Annotated in this window: 30 protein-coding genes and 4 pseudogenes; 5 read left to right on the plus strand and 29 right to left on the minus strand. The window is 33.6% G+C overall.

Going from position 1 to position 24,353, the window contains the following annotated elements; genetic code table 11:
- Positions 1-68 precede the first annotated feature (68 nt).
- From DJ93_RS31420 to DJ93_RS33405, 5 genes and pseudogenes are all read right to left on the minus strand, one after another.
- Positions 69-429 (minus strand): annotated as a pseudogene (locus tag DJ93_RS31420) (DUF4181 domain-containing protein).
- Between the two features lie 20 nt (positions 430-449).
- Positions 450-887 (minus strand): annotated as a pseudogene (locus DJ93_RS25950) (NUDIX domain-containing protein).
- A gap of 24 nt (positions 888-911) precedes the next feature.
- Positions 912-1,754 carry a PP2C family serine/threonine-protein phosphatase gene (locus DJ93_RS25955; RefSeq protein WP_080743617.1) on the minus strand — a complete coding sequence of 281 codons (843 nt, stop codon included), beginning with the start codon at positions 1,752-1,754 and terminating at the stop codon, positions 912-914.
- Positions 1,705-2,217: an HIT family protein gene (locus tag DJ93_RS25960; RefSeq protein WP_042983920.1), complete on the minus strand. Its 513-nt coding sequence runs from the start codon at positions 2,215-2,217 to the stop codon at positions 1,705-1,707. Before DJ93_RS25960 ends, DJ93_RS25955 begins: the two co-directional genes overlap by 50 nt.
- A gap of 135 nt (positions 2,218-2,352) precedes the next feature.
- Positions 2,353-2,520 (minus strand): glycine zipper domain-containing protein, encoded by a 168-nt coding sequence (locus tag DJ93_RS33405; RefSeq protein ID WP_479370982.1) that lies wholly within the window; start codon positions 2,518-2,520, stop codon positions 2,353-2,355.
- Positions 2,521-2,800: 280 nt separating this feature from the next.
- Between DJ93_RS33405 and DJ93_RS32465 the strand changes: the two genes are divergently transcribed.
- Entirely contained in the window at positions 2,801-3,037 is a 237-nt protein-coding gene (locus DJ93_RS32465) for a hypothetical protein (RefSeq protein ID WP_042983922.1), read from the plus strand.
- Positions 3,038-3,108: 71 nt separating this feature from the next.
- On the opposite strand, the gene DJ93_RS25975 is transcribed toward DJ93_RS32465, so the two are convergent.
- Together DJ93_RS25975 and DJ93_RS25980 are read right to left on the minus strand one after the other, a co-directional pair.
- The gene (locus DJ93_RS25975; protein ID WP_042983923.1) at positions 3,109-3,948 is read right to left on the minus strand and encodes an ABC transporter permease; all 840 of its coding nucleotides are present in this window, start codon (positions 3,946-3,948) and stop codon (positions 3,109-3,111) included.
- The gene (locus DJ93_RS25980; protein WP_042983924.1) at positions 3,941-5,146 is read right to left on the minus strand and encodes a quaternary amine ABC transporter ATP-binding protein; all 1,206 of its coding nucleotides are present in this window, start codon (positions 5,144-5,146) and stop codon (positions 3,941-3,943) included. Before DJ93_RS25980 ends, DJ93_RS25975 begins: the two co-directional genes overlap by 8 nt.
- Before the next feature lie 170 nt (positions 5,147-5,316).
- Between DJ93_RS25980 and DJ93_RS25985 the strand changes: the two genes are divergently transcribed.
- Complete coding sequence (locus DJ93_RS25985) at positions 5,317-6,174, plus strand: glycine betaine ABC transporter substrate-binding protein (protein WP_042983925.1); 858 nt, start codon at positions 5,317-5,319, stop codon at positions 6,172-6,174.
- Positions 6,175-6,230: 56 nt separating this feature from the next.
- Here the strand turns inward: DJ93_RS25985 and clpP are convergent, their stop codons facing one another.
- Both clpP and DJ93_RS25995 read right to left on the minus strand, forming a co-directional pair.
- On the minus strand, positions 6,231-6,812 hold the full coding sequence (gene clpP / locus DJ93_RS25990; RefSeq protein ID WP_042983926.1) for an ATP-dependent Clp endopeptidase proteolytic subunit ClpP: 582 nt from the start codon (positions 6,810-6,812) through the stop codon (positions 6,231-6,233).
- A gap of 21 nt (positions 6,813-6,833) precedes the next feature.
- Positions 6,834-7,520, minus strand: a complete 687-nt coding sequence (locus DJ93_RS25995) for an RNA polymerase subunit sigma-70 (RefSeq protein ID WP_042983927.1) — start codon at positions 7,518-7,520, stop codon at positions 6,834-6,836.
- Between the two features lie 146 nt (positions 7,521-7,666).
- Between DJ93_RS25995 and DJ93_RS26000 the strand changes: the two genes are divergently transcribed.
- Together DJ93_RS26000 and rpiA are read left to right on the plus strand one after the other, a co-directional pair.
- On the plus strand, positions 7,667-7,987 hold the full coding sequence (locus DJ93_RS26000; RefSeq protein ID WP_042983928.1) for a 2Fe-2S iron-sulfur cluster-binding protein: 321 nt from the start codon (positions 7,667-7,669) through the stop codon (positions 7,985-7,987).
- A 16-nt stretch (positions 7,988-8,003) separates the two neighbouring features.
- Positions 8,004-8,666, plus strand: a complete 663-nt coding sequence (rpiA, locus tag DJ93_RS26005) for a ribose 5-phosphate isomerase A (RefSeq protein ID WP_042983929.1) — start codon at positions 8,004-8,006, stop codon at positions 8,664-8,666.
- Between the two features lie 46 nt (positions 8,667-8,712).
- Here the strand turns inward: rpiA and DJ93_RS26010 are convergent, their stop codons facing one another.
- Entirely contained in the window at positions 8,713-9,165 is a 453-nt protein-coding gene (locus tag DJ93_RS26010) for a MarR family winged helix-turn-helix transcriptional regulator (RefSeq protein ID WP_042983930.1), read from the minus strand.
- Positions 9,166-9,267: 102 nt separating this feature from the next.
- On the opposite strand from DJ93_RS26010, the gene DJ93_RS26015 reads away from it, so the two are divergent.
- On the plus strand, positions 9,268-9,702 hold the full coding sequence (locus DJ93_RS26015; protein WP_042983931.1) for a GNAT family N-acetyltransferase: 435 nt from the start codon (positions 9,268-9,270) through the stop codon (positions 9,700-9,702).
- A 140-nt stretch (positions 9,703-9,842) separates the two neighbouring features.
- Here DJ93_RS26015 and DJ93_RS26020 read toward each other — a convergent pair whose 3' ends face one another.
- The 19 genes and pseudogenes from DJ93_RS26020 to DJ93_RS34675 all read right to left on the minus strand — a co-directional run.
- Positions 9,843-10,487, minus strand: a complete 645-nt coding sequence (locus DJ93_RS26020) for a formylglycine-generating enzyme family protein (RefSeq protein ID WP_181969232.1) — start codon at positions 10,485-10,487, stop codon at positions 9,843-9,845.
- Positions 10,488-10,634: 147 nt separating this feature from the next.
- Entirely contained in the window at positions 10,635-11,570 is a 936-nt protein-coding gene (locus DJ93_RS26025) for a phosphotransferase enzyme family protein (protein WP_042983933.1), read from the minus strand.
- 15 nt (positions 11,571-11,585) lie between these two features.
- Positions 11,586-11,990 (minus strand): ribosomal maturation YjgA family protein, encoded by a 405-nt coding sequence (locus tag DJ93_RS26030; protein ID WP_042983934.1) that lies wholly within the window; start codon positions 11,988-11,990, stop codon positions 11,586-11,588.
- Positions 11,991-12,131: 141 nt separating this feature from the next.
- On the minus strand, positions 12,132-12,842 hold the full coding sequence (locus tag DJ93_RS26035; protein WP_042983935.1) for a class I SAM-dependent methyltransferase: 711 nt from the start codon (positions 12,840-12,842) through the stop codon (positions 12,132-12,134).
- Positions 12,843-12,867: 25 nt separating this feature from the next.
- The gene (locus DJ93_RS26040) at positions 12,868-13,221 is read right to left on the minus strand and encodes an MmcQ/YjbR family DNA-binding protein (protein ID WP_042983936.1); all 354 of its coding nucleotides are present in this window, start codon (positions 13,219-13,221) and stop codon (positions 12,868-12,870) included.
- Between the two features lie 15 nt (positions 13,222-13,236).
- Positions 13,237-13,641, minus strand: coding sequence for a GNAT family N-acetyltransferase (locus DJ93_RS26045; RefSeq protein WP_042983937.1), 405 nt, complete (start codon positions 13,639-13,641; stop codon positions 13,237-13,239).
- A gap of 47 nt (positions 13,642-13,688) precedes the next feature.
- Entirely contained in the window at positions 13,689-14,099 is a 411-nt protein-coding gene (locus tag DJ93_RS26050) for a GNAT family N-acetyltransferase (protein ID WP_042983938.1), read from the minus strand.
- Positions 14,100-14,117: 18 nt separating this feature from the next.
- Complete coding sequence (locus tag DJ93_RS26055; protein WP_042983939.1) at positions 14,118-14,873, minus strand: serine hydrolase; 756 nt, start codon at positions 14,871-14,873, stop codon at positions 14,118-14,120.
- A 194-nt stretch (positions 14,874-15,067) separates the two neighbouring features.
- A complete protein-coding gene (locus tag DJ93_RS26060; RefSeq protein WP_042983940.1) occupies positions 15,068-15,580 on the minus strand; it encodes a GNAT family N-acetyltransferase in 513 nt (170 codons plus the stop codon).
- Between the two features lie 80 nt (positions 15,581-15,660).
- Positions 15,661-16,662: an HAAS signaling domain-containing protein gene (locus tag DJ93_RS26065; protein WP_042983941.1), complete on the minus strand. Its 1,002-nt coding sequence runs from the start codon at positions 16,660-16,662 to the stop codon at positions 15,661-15,663.
- A complete protein-coding gene (locus DJ93_RS26070; RefSeq protein WP_042983942.1) occupies positions 16,649-16,993 on the minus strand; it encodes a PadR family transcriptional regulator in 345 nt (114 codons plus the stop codon). The genes DJ93_RS26065 and DJ93_RS26070 overlap by 14 nt, the downstream gene beginning before the upstream one ends.
- A gap of 191 nt (positions 16,994-17,184) precedes the next feature.
- The gene (locus DJ93_RS26075; protein ID WP_042983943.1) at positions 17,185-17,517 is read right to left on the minus strand and encodes a DUF952 domain-containing protein; all 333 of its coding nucleotides are present in this window, start codon (positions 17,515-17,517) and stop codon (positions 17,185-17,187) included.
- A gap of 79 nt (positions 17,518-17,596) precedes the next feature.
- Positions 17,597-19,666, minus strand: a complete 2,070-nt coding sequence (locus DJ93_RS26080; RefSeq protein WP_042983944.1) for a HelD family protein — start codon at positions 19,664-19,666, stop codon at positions 17,597-17,599.
- Positions 19,667-19,805: 139 nt separating this feature from the next.
- Positions 19,806-19,961, minus strand: a pseudogene (locus DJ93_RS31430) (class I SAM-dependent methyltransferase); the annotation flags it as partial.
- Positions 19,962-20,076: 115 nt separating this feature from the next.
- Entirely contained in the window at positions 20,077-20,751 is a 675-nt protein-coding gene (locus tag DJ93_RS26085; protein WP_042983945.1) for a hypothetical protein, read from the minus strand.
- Positions 20,752-20,961: 210 nt separating this feature from the next.
- A complete protein-coding gene (locus DJ93_RS26090; RefSeq protein WP_042983946.1) occupies positions 20,962-21,345 on the minus strand; it encodes a gamma-glutamylcyclotransferase family protein in 384 nt (127 codons plus the stop codon).
- Between the two features lie 24 nt (positions 21,346-21,369).
- On the minus strand, positions 21,370-23,487 hold the full coding sequence (recQ, locus tag DJ93_RS26095) for a DNA helicase RecQ (RefSeq protein WP_042983947.1): 2,118 nt from the start codon (positions 23,485-23,487) through the stop codon (positions 21,370-21,372).
- A gap of 117 nt (positions 23,488-23,604) precedes the next feature.
- Positions 23,605-23,865, minus strand: a complete 261-nt coding sequence (locus DJ93_RS26100; RefSeq protein ID WP_338151488.1) for a LysR substrate-binding domain-containing protein — start codon at positions 23,863-23,865, stop codon at positions 23,605-23,607.
- Between the two features lie 32 nt (positions 23,866-23,897).
- Positions 23,898-24,248 (minus strand): annotated as a pseudogene (locus DJ93_RS34675) (recombinase family protein); the annotation flags it as partial.
- Positions 24,249-24,353: the final 105 nt, after the last annotated feature.

Consider the following 24,353-nt stretch of genomic DNA (forward strand, 5'->3'; position numbering starts at 1 on the left):
AGCTATCAAGATATATAATGATAGCTACTCTTATTAAACTTTCATCATTGAAATTTCCTACAATTCCGCTATGCCAAAATAGGATCCAAATAAAAAAGCATTGAAACCATAATAACAAACGCAAAAAATCCGATTATCGAGAGAATATATTCTTTTGATTCCTTATTATATTTCCATCCATACGCGTAATAGGGATATTGCTCCAAAATAAGTAAGTACAGCAATTCCTATATTAGCATTCTCTACTTTGTACAGATAAAAAAATTCACTATAAGATATACCAAAAAGAGACCTATTTCTAGCTTTACATGTAAACTATTCACATGTTTATATAACCAGACATTCCCTTAAGGCATGTTTAATTTTTCCTGAAAAATATCCCCCTATAATTATTCCAATAATTATAATCCAAATAGTAGAGTTGCCCATTGCTTTCCCTCCTATTACTTTTATGTTTTCGAAACAAAGTGGACTATATTACTCTTATTATTTTCTAAATAACTTATTCTCCCCTCTGGATATGTCGGTTTTCTTTTTAATTCATCTAAACTTTTCTACGTTAAAACTATATCTTTATATTCTTTATGTTTTATTTGTTTAATACTTGTTTCCTCAAGACATGCCTCATGCAATAATGTGCACTGATGCCCTTCTTCTCCGTCAATTTGAAAAATATGTTCATTCACAATCGCTAGTTTTTGAACATGAACTTTCAAATCATATTCTTCCATTAGCTCCCGCATAATAGCCTCTCGTGCCGACTCACCCAATTCAATTGAGCCTCCTGGAAAACAGTAAAATGATTCGTTCTCGTCACAGTGAATAAGTACTTTAGAATGATCTTCATTTATAATAATAGCTTCTGCACGTAATAGAGGTCTTTTCATTTTTTCTTTCATTTCTTCTCTCCTTTATTTTCTCATTTTAATTTTTTCTGGTTGATTACTCGGATACGTAGCATACGAATCATTCTCGTAGTCCCAACTTATAATTGTCGCACTATCTCGTCCTAATTGATGATGAACGTGCTCTAATACATTCCGAACACATTCTTTTAGTTTTTTCTTATTTTCACTCATATCTTTATACAAATTTGATGGATTGTCATAACGTCGTTCTCCGCATTCTAATACACCGTCTGTTACCATTACGATTCGATTTTTCCCTGTACGTAGTTCGCGAATTCCTGAAGAATAACAAGGAACTGGTAAAGAAAATGTGTTTACATTTCCAATCCATTCATAAAAATGACGTTGGTTTAATGCATGCTGTCCTAGTTTATGTAACTCTTCATGAAATACATAAACTAGGCAATCCCCAATAGAAAGCCACCATATATAATTTTCTTTTCTTACACATAACAAGCAAGCTGTTTCACCTTTTACTCTTTGACACTCTTCTTTAAATGAATGTGATTGAAAAACTGTAAGTATATGATTTTCAATCGATCGAAACACTGTTTCAATTGGCTCTTTCATGATATCTTTTATATTTTCATATTCTGTTTGGATTGTGTTTACTACTAAACCCACACTTTCCGCACTATTATGTCCATCTAATATAACCGCAAGTTCCCAATTATCATTTGAGAAAACTATTGCCCCGTCCTCATTCTTTTTGGCTCCCGCACTTATATTCCCTCCATATTTACCAAGTACGATATCACCATATTGCTTAACTGAAACTTCACCTAAACACATTTCCCTACTTCCAACCCATGAAAATTGTGTATGATTTGTTGTATGCATACTCATTCACCATGTACTTTCTTATTCTTTCACATAGTTTTTCTATTTGTTCACCATTTCCATACGGTGCACCCTTCCAGCTTGCTATTTTTGTCGGTGACCAAAACTCTTTTGGTGTATTCGGATAACGCGGAATAATGTGCATACGCATATGCGGTACACCATTTCCTGAAACGAAAGTATAAATATGTTCTGCATCCTCACATTCTTTTAGTGCTTTACTTACTCTACTTGTTATAAGCCCGAACGCTTTTGCCTCTTCCTCTGTTAACTCTACCAGACCAGGCACATGTCTTTTTATATCAATCATTACATAGCCAAGATACGTTTTCTCTTCTTCCCAACGAACATGTCCAACGTAAACGAGCTCGTCTTCATAAATAGCGCCGCCTGGAACTGCAATATTCCCTTTATGTTTTTGACAAATGAAGCAGTTATCTTCATTTTGATTATGTATTGACATATCCATCTCCCCTTAAATTTACAATATATAATATCATAAAAAGAGGATTTATGGTTTGATTTTTCTGAAAAGTTAAACTGTAAATAAAAAGAGTATGTTTGAACATACTCTTACTTTAAAAACCTGTATTCAAGAGAAAATCTATTTCTTTTTTCTAAAAAAACCCATCCCCGCACCAACTGCAATACCAATAGCAATCCCTATCGCTAGATTATCTACAAGTAAACCGAGAGCTACCCCAATTGCAATACCTATACCGATTCCAGTTGCCATTGCGTCGTTACTTTTTTTATTATTAGCCAAGAAAATCTCCCCCTCTACTCATGGTTACCAGGAATATGTCTAATAAATTCCATAGAAGCTAACTTAACAACATTTCCACTCATACAATACTTTATTATATCTTAATATACTCGCTGTTTCAGTTTAATAATTACAATAATATAAACAAATTGCAAATATAACACTACTTATCCATAGTCTTTACAATATCCTCTTCTCATGAATTTTTTTTATAAGTCACCATTAAATATGTATAGGCATTTACTATAAGAAAGATCAGTAATTTATTGAAGGAGGAACAACTCATATGCATCCTCATTGGAATCCAAATTTAAATCAACAATATGTTTACCAACCCCATACTGCAAGGAATACATTGCAGTATGATTCTCAATACATGATGCAACGCATTGCAAGCCTTGAAAGCCAATTAGCTAAATTAATCTCTTTAATCGAAGAAAATAATCAATTGATAAAATCGATGGAACAACAGCAAAACCAAGTTTGTGCACCAGCTGGAGGTTCTGTCATTGTTCGTATGTAATCAATCTAGCTTTTAGAACTTCATAAAAATACACTTCGCAATATAACGATATGCGAAGTGTATTTTCTTTTTTATCCTCTTCTTTTTTGATGAAATCCTTGTGTAATTCGATCTAATACAATCGCAATCACTACGATAGCTAGTCCAGCTTCAAATCCCATTCCGATATTTACTTGTGTAACAGAGCGATATACGTCAACTCCAAGTCCTGGCGCTCCTACAAGTGAAGCTGTAACAACCATCGATAAGGAAAGCATAATACTTTGGTTCACCCCTGCCATGATCGTTCCGGTTGCAAGTGGTAATTGCACTTTAAATAATTTTTGTGATGCGGTAGAACCAAATGCATTCGCTGCTTCAATTAAATCTTCTGGAACTTGTCTAATTCCTAAGTCTGTAAACCTAATTGTCGGCGGCATTGCGAAGATCACGGATGCAATAATTCCGGGCACAACACCTACTCCAAAAAACGTTATCGCCGGAATAAGATAAACGAACGCTGGCATTGTTTGCATAAAATCTAATGTTGGCTTTAAAAATTTTGAGAAACGTTCATTTTGAGATGCTAAAATGCCAATTGGGATTCCGACAATAATTGAAATAATAACGGACGTAAGTACGAGTGCTAATGTTTGCATCGTTTGTGCCCAATAGTTACTATTTAAAATAAATAACAATCCGATGAGTGTAAAAATAACTAAAGATAATTTTCTCGTTGTGTACCAAATGAGGAAACATAGGATAATAATCATCAATATGGCTGGTATTATTGTTAAAAAATTAGTGAGTAAATCAACGAATCCGCCGATAATATAAGAGAATCCTCGGAACAAGCCTTCAAAGTGCTCATATAAACTTGCAACAAATGAGTCGACCCATTCCCCTAATGGAATACGCGGTATACTATTCATCGTCTTTCACCTCTTCCTCAATGTTTCCTGCAAGAGCTTGAATGACACTTTCACGTTTAATAATTCCTCTTAGCCTTTTCTTCTCATCAATTACAGGTAACGGATATTTCATCTCTGCCATTTTTGCATACGTCTCTTCAAGTAAAGTATCTAAATATACATGCGGAATATCGTTAAGTAATAAATCAGCAATTGGCCACTGTTTTTGTACTGCTTTACTCGCATCATCTGCGGTTAATATACCTAAAAACTCATACTTTTTGTTTACAACATATACTGTAGAAACGCCCGCATTCCTCATAATTTGCAACGCTACACGTGGACCGCGATCAATAAGTAATGTTTCTGGTCTTTTTAAAATAGATTCAGCTGTAATGACTTTTCCTAAATTCACGTCCGCAACAAACTTCTCTACAAATTCATTTGCAGGGCTCATCATAATTTCTTCCGGCGTTCCAATTTGTACGATTTCTCCATCTTTCATTAATGCAATACGATCCCCAATTCGCAGAGCTTCATCTAAATCATGCGTAATAAAAATGATTGTTTTCTCCATTTTATCTTGCAGCTCTAACAACTCATCTTGCATTTCTTTTCGAATAAGCGGATCTAACGCACTAAATGATTCATCCATAAGTAAAACATCCGGATCATTCGTAAGCGCTCTCGCAATACCAACTCGTTGTTGCATCCCGCCACTAAGTTGACTTGGATAATTACCTTTATGATGATCCAGTCCTACTAGCTTCAGTGATTCTAACGCTTTTTTCTCTCGTTCTTCTGCTGGAACCCCTTGTATTTCTAAACCGTATGCAACATTTTGTATAACCGTACGATGCGGAAATAAAGCAAACTTTTGAAAAACCATACTCATTTTCGTTCTTCTTACTCTTCGCAACTCTTCTTTTCCCATCGTTGCGATGTCTTCACCATCTATGTATATATGCCCTGCTGTTGGTTTGATTAATTGATTTAGCATTCGAACTAATGTAGATTTCCCGCTACCGGATAAACCCATAATGACAAAAATTTCTCCTGTATACACTTCAAACGTCGCTTTTTTTACCCCGACGTTCATTCCCGTTTCTTTTAATATTTCTGATTTACTTTTTCCTTCTTTTAATAAAGCAACTGCTCTATGAGGATTCTTCCCGAATACTTTTGTTACGTTTTCAACACGTACCTTTGTATGATCCATGTAACTACTCCTTTTCTGCCCATCTATTCACATAGTGTAACGATTTTAAAGAGAAATATTACATAAAAATGATATATATAAGCTTTCTTTAAAAATTCTCGTTTCCGCTCATAATAAGAAGGTTCACTTTTAACTTTATTTATAAGCAAATGCTTCACAGGAGGTTTTGAATGCGACAAAAAATATGGCTTATAAGCATTTTATTATTTATCAGTATGATTTTTACTTCTTGCAATGCAACAAATGCAAATTCAAAAGGGAAAATTAAACTAGGTGTAACAAGTTGGAAAGAAAATATCGCAACTGCGAATATGTGGAAAGTCCTATTGGAAGAAAAAGGATACAAAGTTGAACTCATGTATTTAGAAAAAGCCGCAATTTGGACTGGTGTAGCTCGAGGTGATGTTGATGCAAACTTAGAAGTGTGGCTTCCAGTTACTGATAAACCGTTAAATGATCGTTACAAAGATGACATTGTCTTAAAATCAAAATGGTATGAAGGCACTGGACTTGGGTTAGTTGTCCCGTCTTATGTGAAAAACATAAACAGCATCGAAGATTTAAACGCTCATAAAGATGAACTAGATAATAAAATCGTCGGGATTGAACCCGGTAGCAGTCTTATGAATTTAACGAATAAAGCGATAAAAGAATATGATATAAAGCTCAAACTTGTCCAATCATCAGAAGCTGCAATGATGAGCGAGTTAAAAAAGGCATATACGAAAAAGAAACCAATCGCTGTGACGCTTTGGAATCCGCATTGGGGCTTTTCAGAATTTGATTTGAAATATTTAAAAGACCCTAAGAAAGTATATGGTGAAAAAGACGACATTTATTACTCGATACGGAAAGGTTTTGAAAAAGATCATCCGGATGTTGTGAAATACTTTGATAAATGGAAAATGAATGATGAACAACTGGGCACTTTAATGGTCATGTTAAATAAAACGAAAGATCCGGAAGAAGCTGCACGTAAATGGATTAAAAAGAATCAAGCATTAGTTGATGGATGGATAAAAGATTAACGGATGAACAAAAAAGTAGGCTAGAGAATTCAACCTATTCTCTAGCCTACTTTGCGTTATTTTTTCTCAATAACAGCATCGACAATTCCATATTGCTTCGCTTCTTCTGCTGTCATAAAATAATCTCTTTCTGTATCATGCGCTACCTTTTCAACCGGTTGCCCTGTTCTGTCAGCAATAATTTTATTAATATCGTGTTTTAACTTTAATATTCTCTTTGCTGTAATTTCAATCTCTGTCGCTTGCCCTTTCGCACCACCAAGCGGTTGATGGATCATAATTTCACTATTAGGTAACGCAAATCTTTTTCCTTTTGCTCCTGCTAATAATAAAAGTGCACCAAATGATGCTGCAAATCCCATACAAAGTGTTTGCACATCCGGTTTAATATGATTCATCGTATCTAATATTGCAAATCCCGCTGTGGTTGATCCTCCCGGACTATTGATATACATGAATATATCTTTCTCCGCGTCTTCTGCTTCTAAAAATAATAATTGTGCTACTACACTGCTTGCAACTTGATCATTAATTTCTGAGCCAATAATAATAATTCGATCTTTTAATAACCTTGAATATATATCATAGGAGCGCTCTCCTAATTTTGTTTGTTCTACAACGTAAGGAATTGCATTCATTATAAATCCCTCCATCTATTGTTATGCCGCACATAGCATACAACTGTAAGAAGAAGATTTTTTTACACCCATTAATAGCACTGGCTGCTTTGATGATAACTGTGTAAAATCTATTGCTGGAAGAAGTTTCGTTAATAATTCAGGCCTTTCTTCACGAATAGAAGTTACAACTATTTCCACATCATCAGCTTGCTCGGCTATTTCAATCTCTTCTTCACTTACAGTTTTCAGCCTATTTCTACTCCTAAATAACGAAGCTTTAACTGCACCTTCTGATACCGAACATACCTTTGCAATATCAGCTATACTATATTGAAAAACATCTTTTAATAATAAAATTGTGGATTGTTGTACATTTAGCGAAGATAAAACTTTACCCACCATCTCATGCAAATCTGCAATTTTTTCATGTGGTTCTTCAAATGTAATTTGCTGTTCTAATTTTTCTTGAACTGATTTTGATTTCATTTGATCTAACCATTGATTTCGAGCAATTTTATACAGAAGCGTTATACAAATATCTTTCTCACTATACTTTTGAAGAACTTTGCAAATTGCTTCTTGGGCAAGGTCTTCACCGTCCCATTTATTTTTCGTTAAAAACGTGCAGTACCTTTTTAACTCTGCATAATTTTCAATTAAAAAATTTATATTTGAATGATTCATATCGATATGATTCTTTAAGAATTTCGTTACTTTTGTGCACAAAATAACCACTCCTTTTCAGCGCTTACTTAATAAACGATTAAACAGTTAAAAAAGTTACGGGTCTCAAAAATAAAGTTTTATGTTTATCTTCCAGAATACGCGGTCATAAATATGTTATGTAGAATTTTACATGAGGAGGCAAATATATGCCAAAGTTAACGGTTTTAGGTACTGGAACTTTTGATGTCAAAGAAGGCACGAAATTAGTATTAGCGCTTGAAGATAACGGTGTACAAATTCTCCATCGATGTGGTGGAAAGGCAAGATGTACAACTTGTAGAGTTGAAATTATTGCAGGTGACTTTTGCGAACCGACCCGTGATGAAAAACATGCTATTACGGAAAAAGGGATTGAAGATCATCTACGACTATCATGTCAAATGCGTGTACATAAAGACATAACTGTCCGTCCCATATTAACAGTTGAAAATTCAGGTTTAGACGCTGGGCCACGTCCAGCAGAATAACGTTAGGAGTAAGGAAATGAATGTAAAACGTCTCGCTGGTGAATACGCTGCTGATTTTATAAAAGACGATATGAAAATTGGCCTCGGCACAGGCTCTACTGTCTATTGGACAATACAAAAATTAGGACAACGAGTGAAAGAAGGTTTATCTATTCAAGCTGTACCAACATCAAATGAGACTGAACAAATAGCGAAACAACTGTCCATCCCATTAATTTCTTTAAATGATATAGATACCCTGGATCTCACAATTGATGGCGCCGATGAAATTAATACAGATTTACAGTTAATAAAAGGCGGTGGCGGCGCTCTGCTTCGCGAAAAAATCGTCGCCGCCTCTTCTAAAACACTAATTATTATTTCCGATGAATCAAAACTTGTAACACATTTAGGTACTTTTCCACTTCCTATTGAAATTGTACCATTTGCGTGGAAGCAAACTGCAAAAAGAATTGAATCATCTGGCTGTCAAACAAATTTACGTATAAAAAATAATCAACCATTTATGACGGACAACGGTAATATAATCATTGACTGCATTTTTCCTAATAAAATAACAAACCCAATTAAAACACATGAACATTTAAAAATGATTACTGGCGTAGTTGAAACAGGTTTATTTATGAATATGACAGATAAAGCGATTATCGCAACGGAAAACGGCATAACAGAATTGTAGCCATTTTAAAAGAATAAGGCTGACTTTTAAAGTCAGCCTTTTCTATTTAATAATCTCTTTTATTCCCCTTTTTCGCATATTCCCAATCTACCTCTACATTTTTTCTAGCTCGGTGTAAAAGTTGAAACAACATATCCATTTCTTCTTCTGAAAATCCTTCTAATGCGGCATAATGAGAATATTCTTCTTCCCTTTTTAAAAGTGGATATAAACTTTTTCCTTTTTCAGTTGGAAATAAATTTTTATTCTTTTTATTTTCTTCATCATTTCGTTTTTCAATTAATCCTTGCTTTTCTAACTTTTGAATCGCGCGTGCTGCTGTCGTTCGATCAACTTTAATTAATTCTGCTAACTTTTCTTGAATAATTCCCGGATGTTCACAAATTCGAACAAGATATAAATATTGCCCTTTAGAAAGCTCCATATCTTTAAACTCTATATTACTAATGGAGTCTAAACATCTAGCAATCATTCCGATTTCTCTCAGTATGTCTTTCATCTATTTCACCTTCAAAATTGTTGTATTTACAACAAAAAATATTTGTTATATACTATGTAAACACTTTACATATTCATATCATACCAGAAAGGGCTGAATAAATTGCAATCAAAACGAATAAAAGAACTTACTGATTTAGAAACTTCCTTTCAAATTCGAAAAGAAGTATTTGTAAAAGAACAAGGTGTCTCACTTAAAGAAGAATTTGATGCATTTGATCAATTATATGAAGAATGTCATCACGTTTTAGTTTATTATAATGAAACTCCTGTAGGAACTGGACGTATAAGATACATTGATGGAATTGGCAAACTGGAGAGAATTTGTATTTTAAAAGAGTATCGTAAATACGGTTTAGGAAAAGTAATCATTCAAACGTTAGAAGAGATTGCTAGTGAGAAAGAAATAAATAAAGTTAAATTACATGGCCAAACACATGCTGAAGTATTTTATCAAAAATTAGGCTATCAAACTTCTTCTGATGTTTTTATGGAAGATGGAATTCCACATATTCTTATGACGAAGGCGTTATCGTAATAAAAAAGGCTATTATACAAATCAGTAAGATTGATTCATATAATAGCCCTTTTTATAGTATTCAATTCGTTTATTTCATAATACTTCTCGTACTCTTTACTGTATTGGGTTTTTAATCTTTCTATCGAATTTTTCTTCTTTTAAACAGACCTTGCGAGACGGAATCCAAGATCTTCTATACAAAATGTAGGATGACTACGACGGCGACATGAAGCCCCGCACCCTCTAGCCTCTTCAGCCCAGCTACCTCCTCGAAAAATCCGGTAAGATCCGTACACTTGTTCATCGTATAAGTCAAAACACCATTCCCAAACGTTCCCTAACATATCATATAAACCCCATGCATTCGGTTCCTTTTTTCCTACTTCATGAATTTGTCCTTCTGAATTCCCATTATACCAAGCGATTTTATCAAGCTCTCCATATGTGTACCCAATCGTCCCTGCTTTACATGCATATTGCCACTCTGCCTCTGAAGGTAGTCGATAGCCGCTAGATTCCTTATTACAACTGATATTCTGACCATCATCACTTATAGAATAATACTCTTTTAATCCCACTTTTCGTGAAAGTAAATTACAAAATGTAATCGCGTCATTCCAAGAAATATTAACAACTGGATATAGATTTTCTTTAAAAGAAATAGATTCTTTATTTGTAATCGCATTGTATAACTCCATCGTTACAGAATACTGAGCAAGCTGGAACGATTTAATTTGAACGTTCCATTTCCTTTTTATTCGATCGTCTCTTAATGCTACCTCTCCTTCTGGAATGTTTACCATTGGATAGTGAATGGAACTCATTATTTCATTTGGCACTTATAATCCCCCCTAACAACCTTAATTTTTACAGCCTATGTAAAACCAACTCCTGTTAGTCATTAATTCAACGGAAGCACTGTACTATATAGAATGAAGAATCTCTACCCACTAAACGTTAGTTGTATAAGAAGGGTCTACTACATTTTCAATAGCCTCCTTATTTGCAAAAATCCACAAGAACATCTCCTCGTTTAACTTTAGTAAATCTGCTGAATGAACAAAATAAGTGATAAAGATAATTTGAATTGAAAGCATAACATACCAAATAGCTTGAAATTCTTCTCTTATTAAAGCATTTTGTTTATAATATCCTTCAAAAATATTTCTAACGATATGTAACCAATTACGTCTTAAAGTATCATCCGTGAATAATTCACTTAACATACTTGTGAAACAATAACATAAATCAAATATTCTTACATTTCCCTCTAAAAGTTCAAAATCTATGAATCCTTGAAATTCATTGTCGTTAAAGATTAAATTGGATAAGTGTATATCTCGATGAATAATTTGTTTTGGCAATGATGTAATATGCTCTTTTAAATTTTTTTGTAGTTGATACATTTTTTGAATTACCTCAGGATGAACCTGTTCATTCTTTTCTAAAATCGGCATAGCCCATTCATAAACGACTTTATATAAGTCACATTTTATCAATTCATCTACATGATTTATTGAATAAAGTGCCTGATGCAGCTTAGCGATTTTATTTCCAATCGTATCTCCTAATTCTCTCAACCTTTCTACACGTTTCACTTCCACAACGCTTCCATCTATATATTCATACATACAATAATATTTATCTTTATATACAACATAGCTTTCACTATTTCTCGTTTTTACAAGCTTTTGAACCTCAATATCTTTTTTATAAAGCTGCTCTACTGTATGTATCTCGGCTAACAACTGTTTTATTGATCCTTTTTCTTTTAAAATATAATTTTGCTTATTACTTGTAATCTTTATTACTTTTTGCCCAATTGATTTCGCTTTTATTTGATCGTCTTGAAACCAATACTTTGCAATTTCTAATACTTGTTTCATTGTACCTATACCCCTTTATTTAAATCCATTCTCTTTATCTCTTCGAAACACGAATTCACAAAGCATACCAAATCCAACACCAATTGTATAAGCGAATATATCACTCCACAAAAATCCATATCCTAATACAAGTCCACCTAAAGTCGTTGCACGAATATGATCTATCCATTCCGCATGATACAATTGACTCATTTCAATTCCATAGCAAAATAGTAAACTGATCAAAGTTAATTTCCTCGTTCCTATTTTAGGAAATAAAAATCCAAATCCTGTAAAAATCATTAATGCCCATAACGCATCACCTAAATACGCATTCAATACATCTGGTAAAGCATATGCGAATTTTCTTGAGCTAAGGCCTAAAACAATTACGAGTATAGTAAAAGCTGCGTATAATATTCTATTTCGTTTATTATCCATTATAAATTCTCCTATTTTATACTAACCGTTTTACACAAAACGTACTTTTCACATCTCATAGACTTCAATCTCCATCTAAAAATAGCTTGCGAAATACATTCATTTCACAAGACAAGCTATCTTACTAACTTCTTCAGGCAGTTACTTTGTTGATTTCGCTTTTATAATAAGAAAATGCGGATTTGTTGTTAAATAGTCATATGATTTTTCATCTACTTCTTTCATCTTCTCTAACGGCTTCGGTTCAATTAGTTGTTCTAGCTTAAAACTTTTCGTTGTTTCATTAATAATATCTTGCAGAGACCTTCTATAGAAGCTGACATCAATTGTAATATTTGGCTTATGCCAAGTATCTACTAATAATTGTGTTTTAAAGTAATCGGCACATTCAAACTTTGTAAAGTCCATAAACGGATGATGAACTGAATATATAAATATACCTTCTAGTTTAAGAACACGATGAAACTCTTGAAATACTTTAGTCCAATTTTGTAAGTAATGAAAAGTAAGCGAACTTACAATAATATCGAAAATATTATCTTCAAACGGCAATGTTTCTTGGAGATCATGGCAAAAGAACATTGCTGGCTCACCAACGCGATTTTTCGCTACTTTCACCATTTCTGAACTTACATCGATAGCTATAACTTCAGCTCCACGTGCAACGAATTGAGAAGAATACCACCCAGCTGCACAACCTGCATCTAGTACCTTTTTTCCTTGCAATTGTAGTGGTAGTAGTTCCATCATAGCTGGGCGTTCATAGTACGCATTAAATGAACTTGCTTCATCAATATCATTTTTATATGTATTCGCTAGCTTGTTATACGTATCTGCTATGGAACGAATCATTTATTTTCTCCTCCGACACCCCCTATTAACTTACTATTTCTTGCTGCTTCTTCTTTGAAAAAGATTGTAAAACTAAATCATATGACCAATCTATCATTTTATTAATTTCCTCTTGTCCTAAATCTCTATGTATATAAACGGTGTTCCAATGTTTTTTATTCATATGGTATCCGGGAATAATCGCTTCAGGATAATCGTCTCTTACCCTTAGCGCAATTTCCGGATCACATTTTAATGTAATCGCTGCCTTTTCTCCTTCTTCATGGTTTAATATCGCGAATATTTTATTATTAAGTCTCATACATGTTGCACTCCATCCATCTGGAGAATCTTCCGTCGCTTTTCTTTTTGACAGACAATACGCTCGTGTTGCTTCCATTACTACTTACACCTCTTATTCTTTTACTAACTGATTACGATGCATTACAATTTGCTTCGTTACTTTAAATTGCTGTTTTCTATAAAGTTTTATAAGTTTTTCTTCACAAAATAAACTAACAATATCGATATGAGTAAGCTCACGAAGTAGCATTGTAAGCATCTCTTCACCGATGCCTTTATTTCTGTCAGCCTCATATACTACAACATCTTCAATATACGCCCGAAACACGCCATCAGAAACCGCTCTAGCAAACCCGATTAGCTCGCTCTCTTTCCATACACCAATTGTTATACTATTTTCTAGCATTTTAGCAATATCCACTTCTTCTCTTTCAGGCCACCAACCTACAGAATTATAAAGCTTCTTCATTTGTTGTATAGAAATAGGATACTCATGATGAAATTTATAATTGTACATTCTCTCTTCTCTTAGTAATTAGTATACATAATATAATTATATTTTACTTATAATCGTTTTTCTAAAAAATGCTGACTATGACCTTTAGGATGATCTTCAACGACCCCAAACTCTTTATATCCATGCTTTTTATAAAACTCAGGTGCTTGGAAACTAAATGAATCAAGCAAAATTAGCCTACATCCTTTTTCTTGTGCGATTTCCTCAATTTTATGTAACAATTGACTACCATATCCACCATGACGTACTGATTCATCTACCCATAAGAAGTCAATATGAAGATGATAGAAATACATCGTTCCTGATATACCACCGAATATTTTTCCTTCATTATCTTTTAATACGAAGGTTACATGCTCCACAGATTGTTTTGCTTCATCTGTTAGAACAGACATATTGTATTGAATTACTTTATTTTTTATATACTCGCTCGCGTTGTTTTGTTGTACTAGTTTCAATGGATAATTCCCTCCTAATTAAATTGTATACTCCCTATATAAATACTGTAATACTTCTTCCATCTTTATATCTGTTTCTTTATTTTCAAGGCGATTTGGCAACTCTTTTGCTCCCATTACATAAAGAAATGGATATTCATGACACATTCCTATTATACCAATATTTATTGTAGCGGTGGGTAGTCCACCTGTCATATGAGCTATATGATAATACGGTATACCTTCATAGTTCCCTTGTTGTCTTACCATTCCACTCATAATAGGTTCCCATAATTCCGGTGCCGATTTGTATCCTTGAAATATATAAATTAAAAGTGTAAGAATTTGATTTAATTCTCCAACATTTTGTTCATCTTTAGGGTTTTCCTTAATATGAATCTTTGAAAAATATGTTTGAACACATTGCCTTACACCATCCCATCCTCCGCAATGCATCACAACTGATTGAGCAATATAACTATCGTGACAAGCTATCATTACTTCTACCGCATTTCTAAGCGTTAAAGTATCTCTTCCTTGTAAATGTGGATATAACTGTGCGCTATCCTCTTTCGGATTAAATGTTATATGATTTAGCTCATCATTCCAACTAATTTCATTTTTCTCCACCATCTTTGCTACCACAAATCCAATTGCTACTTTCGCTGCCGATGCTAACGGAACGTATTGTTCACTGTTATGGGAAGCAACTATATTTTCATTCTTTGTTGAGTAAACAAGTATTCCAACTTGATCACTTTGTATTTCTTTTATTTTTCGTATGACAGTATGCATATTCATTCCTCTTTTTATATCGTTTTATCATCTTCTCAAAATTCGATATTGAATATAAAAATCCTTTTTTTGTTAAATGATATTCATACATACAATAAGAAAAAGATAGCATGAGATTTCTTCATACTACCTTTTGAAAATAATGAAATATAAATTGCTTTTTAATATTCAATTTTTGCGAGTAACGAATACATCTATTCTTCCGTAGGGTTTTCAGGCCCATTCAGCTTCAATTGATAAAAGGCTAAGTCTAGCCATCTATCGAATTTAAAACCTGCCTTTTTTATTGTCCCTGAATGAACAAACCCGAATTTTTTATGCATGGTAATACTTTTTTCATTTTCTGCATCAATTCCAGCAATTAAAGTCATATATTCTCTTTCCTGTGCAATAGCGATTAGCTCTTTCATTAAGGAAATCCCAATTCCATTTTTTCTATATTCTTTATCAACGTATATAGAATGTTCAATTGAATATTTATAAGCAGGCCATGCTCTAAATGGACCGAATGTCGCAAATCCTACTACTTTATTATCTAGTTCGTGTACTAATATCGGATAACCTTCAGCCTTTTTTTGTTCATACCAATCTATCCTATTTTTAAGTGTTACAGGTTTATATGCATATACAGCTGTAGTATAAAGTAGCGCATCATTATAAATATCTAAAATATATGGTAAATCTTTTTCAGTTGCTTCCCTTACCATTTTCCCTTTCCTTTCTTAATGATTTTTCTATTTAACTTTCTCTCAAGTGATTCTATTTTATCGAAATTTCAGATTCTTTTCTACAAACGAATACTCGCTTTTCGAAAACCATCAAGTACACTTAGTGCCGCTGATAACATGTAGAAGAAAATCCCTCCGCCAATTAGCCACGTTTTAAATTCCTCCGGAGAAATAGTAAATACATTTGCCACATACGTAATAAATCCTTCGTTTAATAAATGTGGATTTACTACTATTACAATGAATGCTATTGTTCCGACTAACTGAAGAATCGCATTTCCAATTGCCATTCTTTTCGTCCATTGTCTTTCTACTAACTTATAAAGAGACATACCTATCTCGAAGACGATCATAAAAACAACGATTGGCCAGTACTGAAGTAAAACATCTTGATTAAAAGTTGGTGCAACAAACTGCAATTCATTTCCGGTACCTTCATATACACCTACAAGATGATTCGCATAAAAATAAAGTGTTGCCCATACTGCCGTCCACATCAATCCCCCAAAAACTTCAAACTTTGAGATCGCCTTTTTCTTCGGGATATACGGGATATTTTTCAAATCATCAGGAGTCCATTTTTTTAAACTTGTTGTCAAAGGTTGGATATCTTTGTCTTTATCAGTTCTCTCTAAAATAACAAACACAAGTGTCAACCAGAAAAATACATGGAGGCCAACTTCAAATACTCTCCCGATACCTTCACCTATCAATTTTAAAATAACATTTAATACCGCCTGTTCACCACTATAGCCTATAAAATTTTCTGCAGCCATTGAAATAAGTGCAATAACAACTGCAATTGGTATAATCATTTTTAATAATGTCATATACACATCAAAATAACGTGGTCCAATTAAATGCATCGGTCTATCCAAGTACCCATTAGCCAATGAGACTGGACTCCCCAATTTTTCAAGAACACTTTTTTCATCGTCTTCATTATAATCATCAGGTAACATATCCTCGATTGTCGAACGTAACTCAAGTACAATATCTTCACGGTTTTTCTCAGGTATTCTTTTCGCGACTTCCTGAATGTAAACATCAATTAAACTCATTCTCGTCCTCCTTTAATAGGTTATAAAGTTCTTTCGAATCCTTTATCCACTCCTTTTTCAATTGTAAAAATATCTCTAGTCCATATTCACTTAAAACATAATATTTACGAGGTCTACTCTCTGTTTTATCCCAACTACTCGTCACTAGCTCCTGCTTTTCTAATCGACGAAGTAGCGGATATAAAGTACTTTGATCTATCATGATGCCTGATTCCTCTAATAATTGGACAAGTGAATATCCATACTGCGGAGTTCTTAATTGACTTAAAACCGCTAATGTCAACGTTCCTCTTCTCAGCTCAGTAATTAATGAATTCAATAAAGTATCCATTCACCCACCTCATTTTTATTACTATATGTCATACAGTATGTGTTTTATACTATGTATCGTACAGTATTGATGTGACAAAAACAATAATTTTTATGAAAATCAGAAAAAAGCGCGAATTATATAATTTGCGCTTTTCTTATGTTCTTATTTTCTTACTAGCTCACGATCAAACTTTAATATATATAATACTTTTAGCCATGTATCACTGGTAATGTAAATTCCCCTTTTTCTTTAGCAAATGGAACAACATCTACAATCGCCTCTGCATGTATTACTCCGTATACATGCGGATACTTTTGACCGTTAGAAGCGAGTTCATATTTAATCTCTGCTTTTACTAGAGCAGGATCAACTATAAGTAATAAAACATCTTCTTCATTGCTGAAATATTTATTAGCAACTTTTAAAGCTTGCTCTAAAAACGAGCAATGAATAACCCCCTCTTCTATAAGTGAGGCTTCATTAATTTCTCCAATGTTTTTTGCGGCATCCCAATTTCTTTTTGTTATTACTTTTGTAATCATTATTATTTTCTCCCCTATGTCTTTATATAGAAAAACAAGAGATTTTTCAGTCCATTACTAGAAAAACCTCTTGAATTGCTTATCTTTTAATTAAAGGCGATGCTTCTCCAGTATGGAAAATCCATAAATCATGAAGCGATCTCGTACATCCGACATATAATAATTTCGCATCATGCTTTGTATTTTTGTAATGTTCCTCATCGACATCGATGAGAAGTACTGCGTCAAATTCTAAGCCTTTTGCTAGATAGACAGGTACTACTGAAATACCACCTTCATATTTGCTCTGATTCGCTTCAATAACGTTAACATTTATTCCTGCATTTGTTAATTTCATATATATATCACGGCACTCATCATCTGTTCTTCCTATTACCGCAATTGTTTTTACATTTTCATCTTGCAAGTGTTGTAATGTCTTTACAATTTCAGCAAATTGATCCTCTGTAGAAACAATTTTTACGTTTTCACCACTACGGAAAACAGGCGTTGCGAGTCCTACTGGAATATCCGCATTTTTAATTACTTCATTTGCAAACTCAATAATCTCTTTTGTAGAACGATAACTTCTCGTCAGTTCATAATATCCTGTTTCTTGAAATACTTCTTTAAAACTATTCCAGTCTTCAATCCCTTGATAATCATAAATCGCTTGAGATAAATCACCTAATATAGTGAAAGAATTACCTAGTGTAATTTCTTTTAATATGTAAACTTGGAAAGGTGAAAAGTCTTGCGCTTCATCAATAACAACGTGATGAAATTTTTGTCCAATTTCAATCCCTGTTATACGATGATGAATGTAAATTAAAGCTGGTAGATCTTCTACATATACTTCTTTTTTGCCACAATTCTTTTCTGTTTCTTGGACTAGTTCTTCATGTAATACTTCAAATATTTCCTTACTCTTCATCATCGAGCTATATAGTGAGAGCGGACTCATTTTCGGCCAAAATTTCATATAAGTGTTTAATCGCTTTGTCGCTTCTTTTTTTAATAACTTTTTCTCGTTTGTTTCTCCAAACTTTTTCAGTTCAATTTCAATCCAGCGCTTCATACGACCAACTAATCGTTCTCTTCGCTTCTTTAATGGATAATGTTTATATTCAACTTGCATCCATTTTTTAATTTCTTCCACTGGAATAACCGCTCTATCCCACGCTTCAAAATCTTTTGTCGGTACTAGCTCTTGTTCAAACTGAATCATTCTCTCTTCTATAAACGATTTAAACTCCATCGTCCCTTTTAATTTACCAAGCATAACCTTTTTTTCATCACGATTGATTGAAAAAGCTTCTTTCAACTTTTCTTCTGTCTGTTTCAATTTCACTGCATCATCTAATGTACGCAGTGCCCAATCTTGAAATGTTGTTTGACTAATATTCCCTACTCCAAGCTCAGGAAGTACGCTAGAAATATAATCTAAAAACAAACTATTTGGGGCAAATACAATCATTCGCTCAGCTTCTAGCTGTTCACGATATTCATAAATTAAAAAAGCAAGGCGATGTAAAGCGATCGTTGTCTTTCCGCTTCCTGCAACCCCTTGAATCAATAGTGGTAAGTTTTTTTCTGCACGAATAATATCATTTTGCTCCGATTGTATCGTTGAAACGATATCCTTTAATTTATTATCTTTATTTTCACCTAATCGATATAGAAGAAAATCATCTGCAAGCGATACATCTTCACTTCCTTTTACATATGTATCAACAACACGTTCTAGCTCTCTTTTTCGAATGGAAATATTCCGTTTTAAATAAACATCTCCTTCTACTAACCCGTCTGGTGAATGATAAAAAGCTGGTTCTTCACCGCCGGTAAATGAATAAAACATACTAGCAACAGGTGCACGCCAGTCTATAACAATCGGTTTCATCGTGTTTTCATCTGAAACACCTACTTTACCAATATAAAGTGGCCTTGGTTCAAATTGCCCATCTTCTTGAAAATCTAATCTTCCAAAGTATGGCTCCTGTACACCAATACGTAGATTTTGTCTGTTTGACTCCCTCATGCTCTCAAGAATTTGCTCTTTAAAATCTTCTCCATAGTACACAGGGATTTTCTCCAGCTTTTCTAATTGCTCATCCATCGTACATAAAATATCTTTCATTTTCTGTAATTCTTCTTCAAATATGTTATTCATTGCGATGATTCCCTCCTGTCCGTTCTAATTTTTCAGTCGAGATACAATTGTATAAAAAACATAATCATAAAGTCAATAGTTTATGTAAGAATTTTCTAAAATATAAAAAGGTAGGAATTAACTCCTACCTTTTTATATTTTATTTATCATTTAATTTTTTACTTTTATACGATAAGCACTCATGTAAAGTAGCCTGCTCTTTATATCGCCATTTCTCAAAATCAAATGCGCCACCTGGAAAAATCCCCACAATACTCAAATTTACTTCCTCACATAGATGACGAATCTCTTCTATTTTTACTTTTTACTACAATTGATATATTATCGAAATATTCTAAAAGTAATGACCGATATCAGTACAACTTTTCTACTACACGTTGAACGTTGTAAAGCATGTTACATCATTAAATTTACATACTTGAAAACGGAGCGTGTTTCCCTATTAAAAGACTAGGTAATGTCTCTTTAACATGTATTATTACTTTGCGCAAAAATGTAACTTCCGGCAATTGCTTGTTGCATTCTTCTAATTGAATCAAATACTCATAATTACTTTGGAACCTTTTGCTTTTTAACATTCCGTTCAAATCCATAATGAGGAAAAGTGTTAACGTAGATAAGTATTGTCTCCCACCTTCCAAAGATCTTTGTCGTAAAAATGTAAGAATTTGATCTTTAGTTTGAAGGCAATTATATTTTTTTTGAAATGATATACCCAATACACACTTTTCGATTATCTTAATTTGTTTTTTACGTTGTATACACTCCAAAACTGAATGATATAGTTTGTGAGTTAATTGTTGTTTACTGCAAATTGTCAGCAACCACATTTTTATACCGTACTTATCTCCTAAATGCTGTGTTGCATCTAGAGTTTGTTGCAAATAAAGGATATTTGATGACTTAACAGTTCTACGTATATTGAATTCATGGTCTATATAAATATACTTTTGAAGATATAATTCTAAAAATATATTTATTGCTATGAACATTTCTATATTGGACTGGTAAGGAATTTGTATCATTTGTGTGTCATCATCTACAGATAATAAAAGAAAAAACTCAGGTACTGTTAAACTTTCCATGTGTTATCACCTTCCTTTAGTCAAAACTTTTATTTAAATATATTCCCTGCTTAGTTTACAAGTCCTCTCACCCTATTCATGTAGTAAATAATAAAGAATTTGGATAGAAAGTAACCTCGACACTAAAAAATAAATAAAACCCGAATAATGAAGGTTTTCCAAAGCGTCCACTACCCAGGTTTTACATTACTCATAACTATAAATAAGTTTTTATTTCTCTCTTTGATAGTACACCCAATTACCAGAAGCAATCGGCTTCTTTAACATCTCTTTATCTTGAGCATTGTACACATATGCATGTATTTCTTTATCAGCAAAATATATCGTTTGTGTAATTCGGTCATATAAATCAGTCTCAGGATTACCTGTATATTCTTCTAGTTCATCTAGCCTTTGTAATATTTCATCATTTACTTCGTAAACCTCTCCATATACCTTTTCCTCATTTGAACAAATCATTGCAGGATAGCCTTCATTTGTATCAAATAATTCTCCATAAGTCCAAGCTTTTTCCGCAATACATGTTGCCCCTTGCAAATAATGAGCATTCGTTTGTAGTTTTCTTAATGTGCCATAAACGAAAACATGATGCATCTACCTTATCCCCTTCACACTTCTCTATTTTCTTATTTGTAAATAAGAACGGATCATAAAGTAACTCACTTCTTCAGGAAGTTGTTCTTTAATAGACTTTAATCCACCTTCTGCATTTTGCACCGCAGATTCAATAAGAGATTCATATTCTGCTGGTACAAAGCTTGGCCAATCTACTTCCATACCATCTTCATAGCAACGAATTAAATGGTTTTCAACAGTTTGACGTGACAAGTCTCTCTCTTTTGCGATAGCACTTAATTCAATACCTTGTTTATACATTTCATACGTTTCTAAATGAGAATTTGTTGATGCTTTTCCTGGTTTCTTACGCTCTGTAACAACTTCAGTCTTAATTGTCTCAGCATAATTTGGATTTTCTTCAATAAAATGCTGGACTGCTTGTAAAAAGTGAGAACCATACTTCGCAAGTTTATGCTCACCGATACCTTTTACATTTAAAAGTTCTACATCACTTTGTGGCATTTTCACGCACATATCTTTTAAAGTTTGGTCAGAGAAAATAACAAACGGCGGTACGCCTTCTCCTTGTGCAATTTCTTTACGAACTTCACGTAACACTTCAAATAGCGGATGATCTTGTACAATTTGTCTTGTCTCCACTCGTTCTTTACGTAAAACATTCTCTTTACCAAGTAATACTTCTTTTCCTTTTTCTGTTACTTTTAATGTTGGATACGTTCCATGTTCAACCGCAATTAACTCTTCTGAAATTAAAAACTCAATAAATTCACTTACTTCTTTCATACTGCGGTTTGATAAAAGTCCGTACGTTGGTAATGTATGAAAATTAAATTCAACGACTTTCTTATTTTTCGATCCTATTAATACTTGTGCAATCATCTGTTTTCCAAATCGTTGGTTCGTTCGAATCATACAGGATAGTACCATTTGTGATTCTCTCGTAACGTCAATACTTTCACGATCATCTACACAATTCCCACAACGACCACAATCTTCTTTTGGCTCTTCACCGAAATATTGTAGGATAAACGATTGTAAACATTGTTCTGTATGACAATAATCCGTCATATGTTGCAATTTTTCAAGTTCATTTGAAAAACGTGATTCTCCTGTTGATTGATCAATTAAAAAGCGCTGCACTTGTACATCTTGAGAAGAATATAGCAAAATACACTCACTATCTAATCCATCTCGACCAGCACGACCTGCTTCCTGATAGTAACTTTCCATATTTTTTGGAAGTTGATAATGAATAACATAACGTATATTCGATTTATCAATCCCCATACCAAATGCAGATGTTGCAACCATAACACTTACTTCGTCACGTAAGAAAAGTTCTTGCTGTTCATTTCGATCATGATCACTCATACCTGCATGATAACGCGAGATTGAAACTCCTGCTTTTCCTAAATCTTCATACAACTGGTCAACCACTTTTCTTGTCGCCGCATAAATGATACCAGATTCTTTCTTATTTTGACGAATATAATCTGCCAAATATGTATTTCGATCTTGTCCTTTTATGACTGAGAACGATAAATTTTCACGTTCAAACGTTGTCATAACTGTATTTTCTTGATCAATTTCAAGAGCATTACAAATATCTTCACGTACTTGTGGTGTTGCTGTTGCTGTTAACGCTAGTACAAGTGGCTTTCCTGGGAGATAGTCTAAAATACGGTGTATATGTAAATAACTCGGACGGAAATCGTGTCCCCACTGTGAAATACAGTGCGCTTCATCAATGGCAACCATCGGAATTTTCATATCGATAAGTTGATCTACAAACTCCATAGAATCAAGACGCTCCGGTGCCACGTAAAGCAACTTGTAATGTCCCTGTTTTGCAAGTTGTATTCTTTGATTGGCTTCTGTAATAGAAATAGAACTATTAATATACGTAGCAGAAATCCCATTTTGCACCAATGTATCTACTTGATCTTTCATAAGTGAAATCAAAGGTGAGATAACTAATGTCGTTCCTTCAAATACTAACGCCGGAATTTGATAACAGATTGATTTACCGCCACCTGTAGGCATAATACACACTGTATCTTTTCCATCCAATACATTTTTAATTGTTTCATCCTGTCCTCTTCGGAATGAAGAATAGCCAAAGTAGGACGCTAAAAGTTCTTGTGCTTTTGTAAACAAAAAAGATTCACCTGCTTTTCTTAGTCTTTCGTCTACTCATATTATATCATCACTTAGGAATCATGAAAGTGATGATTCAAAGACATATCATATAATTCCCTGTACACTTTCATTCTACTACCGTCTCTCCCACTTCTCCGCATGTTCACGTACAATTGTTAAAAACTCATGTAAAGCTGGAGAAATCCATTTGTTTTTATGATACGTAAGTTGTGTTGCGAATTTCGTCTCTTTTGCAAGCGTAACTTGTAGTTTCTTTTCATGCCATTCTTGCCTCCCTGTAATCATTAGCAATAAAGAAATGCTTAACCCGCACATAACACATTGCTTGATCGCCTCAATAGGGGTACGGAAACGATTCTGGGTATGAGGGGCCACTCTGGGATTTAATTACAAATTAAAAAAGAACTTTATTCAAGTTCTTTTAATCTACGATACAGAGCGGCCTGACTGACTCCTGTAATTTGGTATATTTCTTTAACAGTTTTATTGGTATGCTTCCGTAATTCAATCACATGATTCATACCTGGGTGCTTATCCGTGTATTTCTTCAATCTTCCTCTATATACTCCTTTTTGTTTCGCTAACTTTATTCCCGCATGTTGTTTTTCTTTAATCATTTCTCGATCTAGTTCACTAAAGGCAGCTATGACAGTTAAAAAGAATTTTCCTGTTGGAGTTCTAGTATCTATTCCTAAATTTAAAATTGCAAAGTGAACGTCCTTTTCCAGAAGTTGTTCTACTAACTGTAATATGGTGAGGCCACTTGGGTTATTAGTAGGAGTAATGGGGCTTTTTGTTTTGTAGGATATTCTTCTTTTCTGTCGAATTTTGATAGAGTGGACATAAATATAGAACAGAGGAGG

This window comes from Bacillus clarus (genome assembly GCF_000746925.1).
Classification (GTDB): Bacteria; Bacillota; Bacilli; order Bacillales; family Bacillaceae_G; genus Bacillus_A; species Bacillus_A clarus.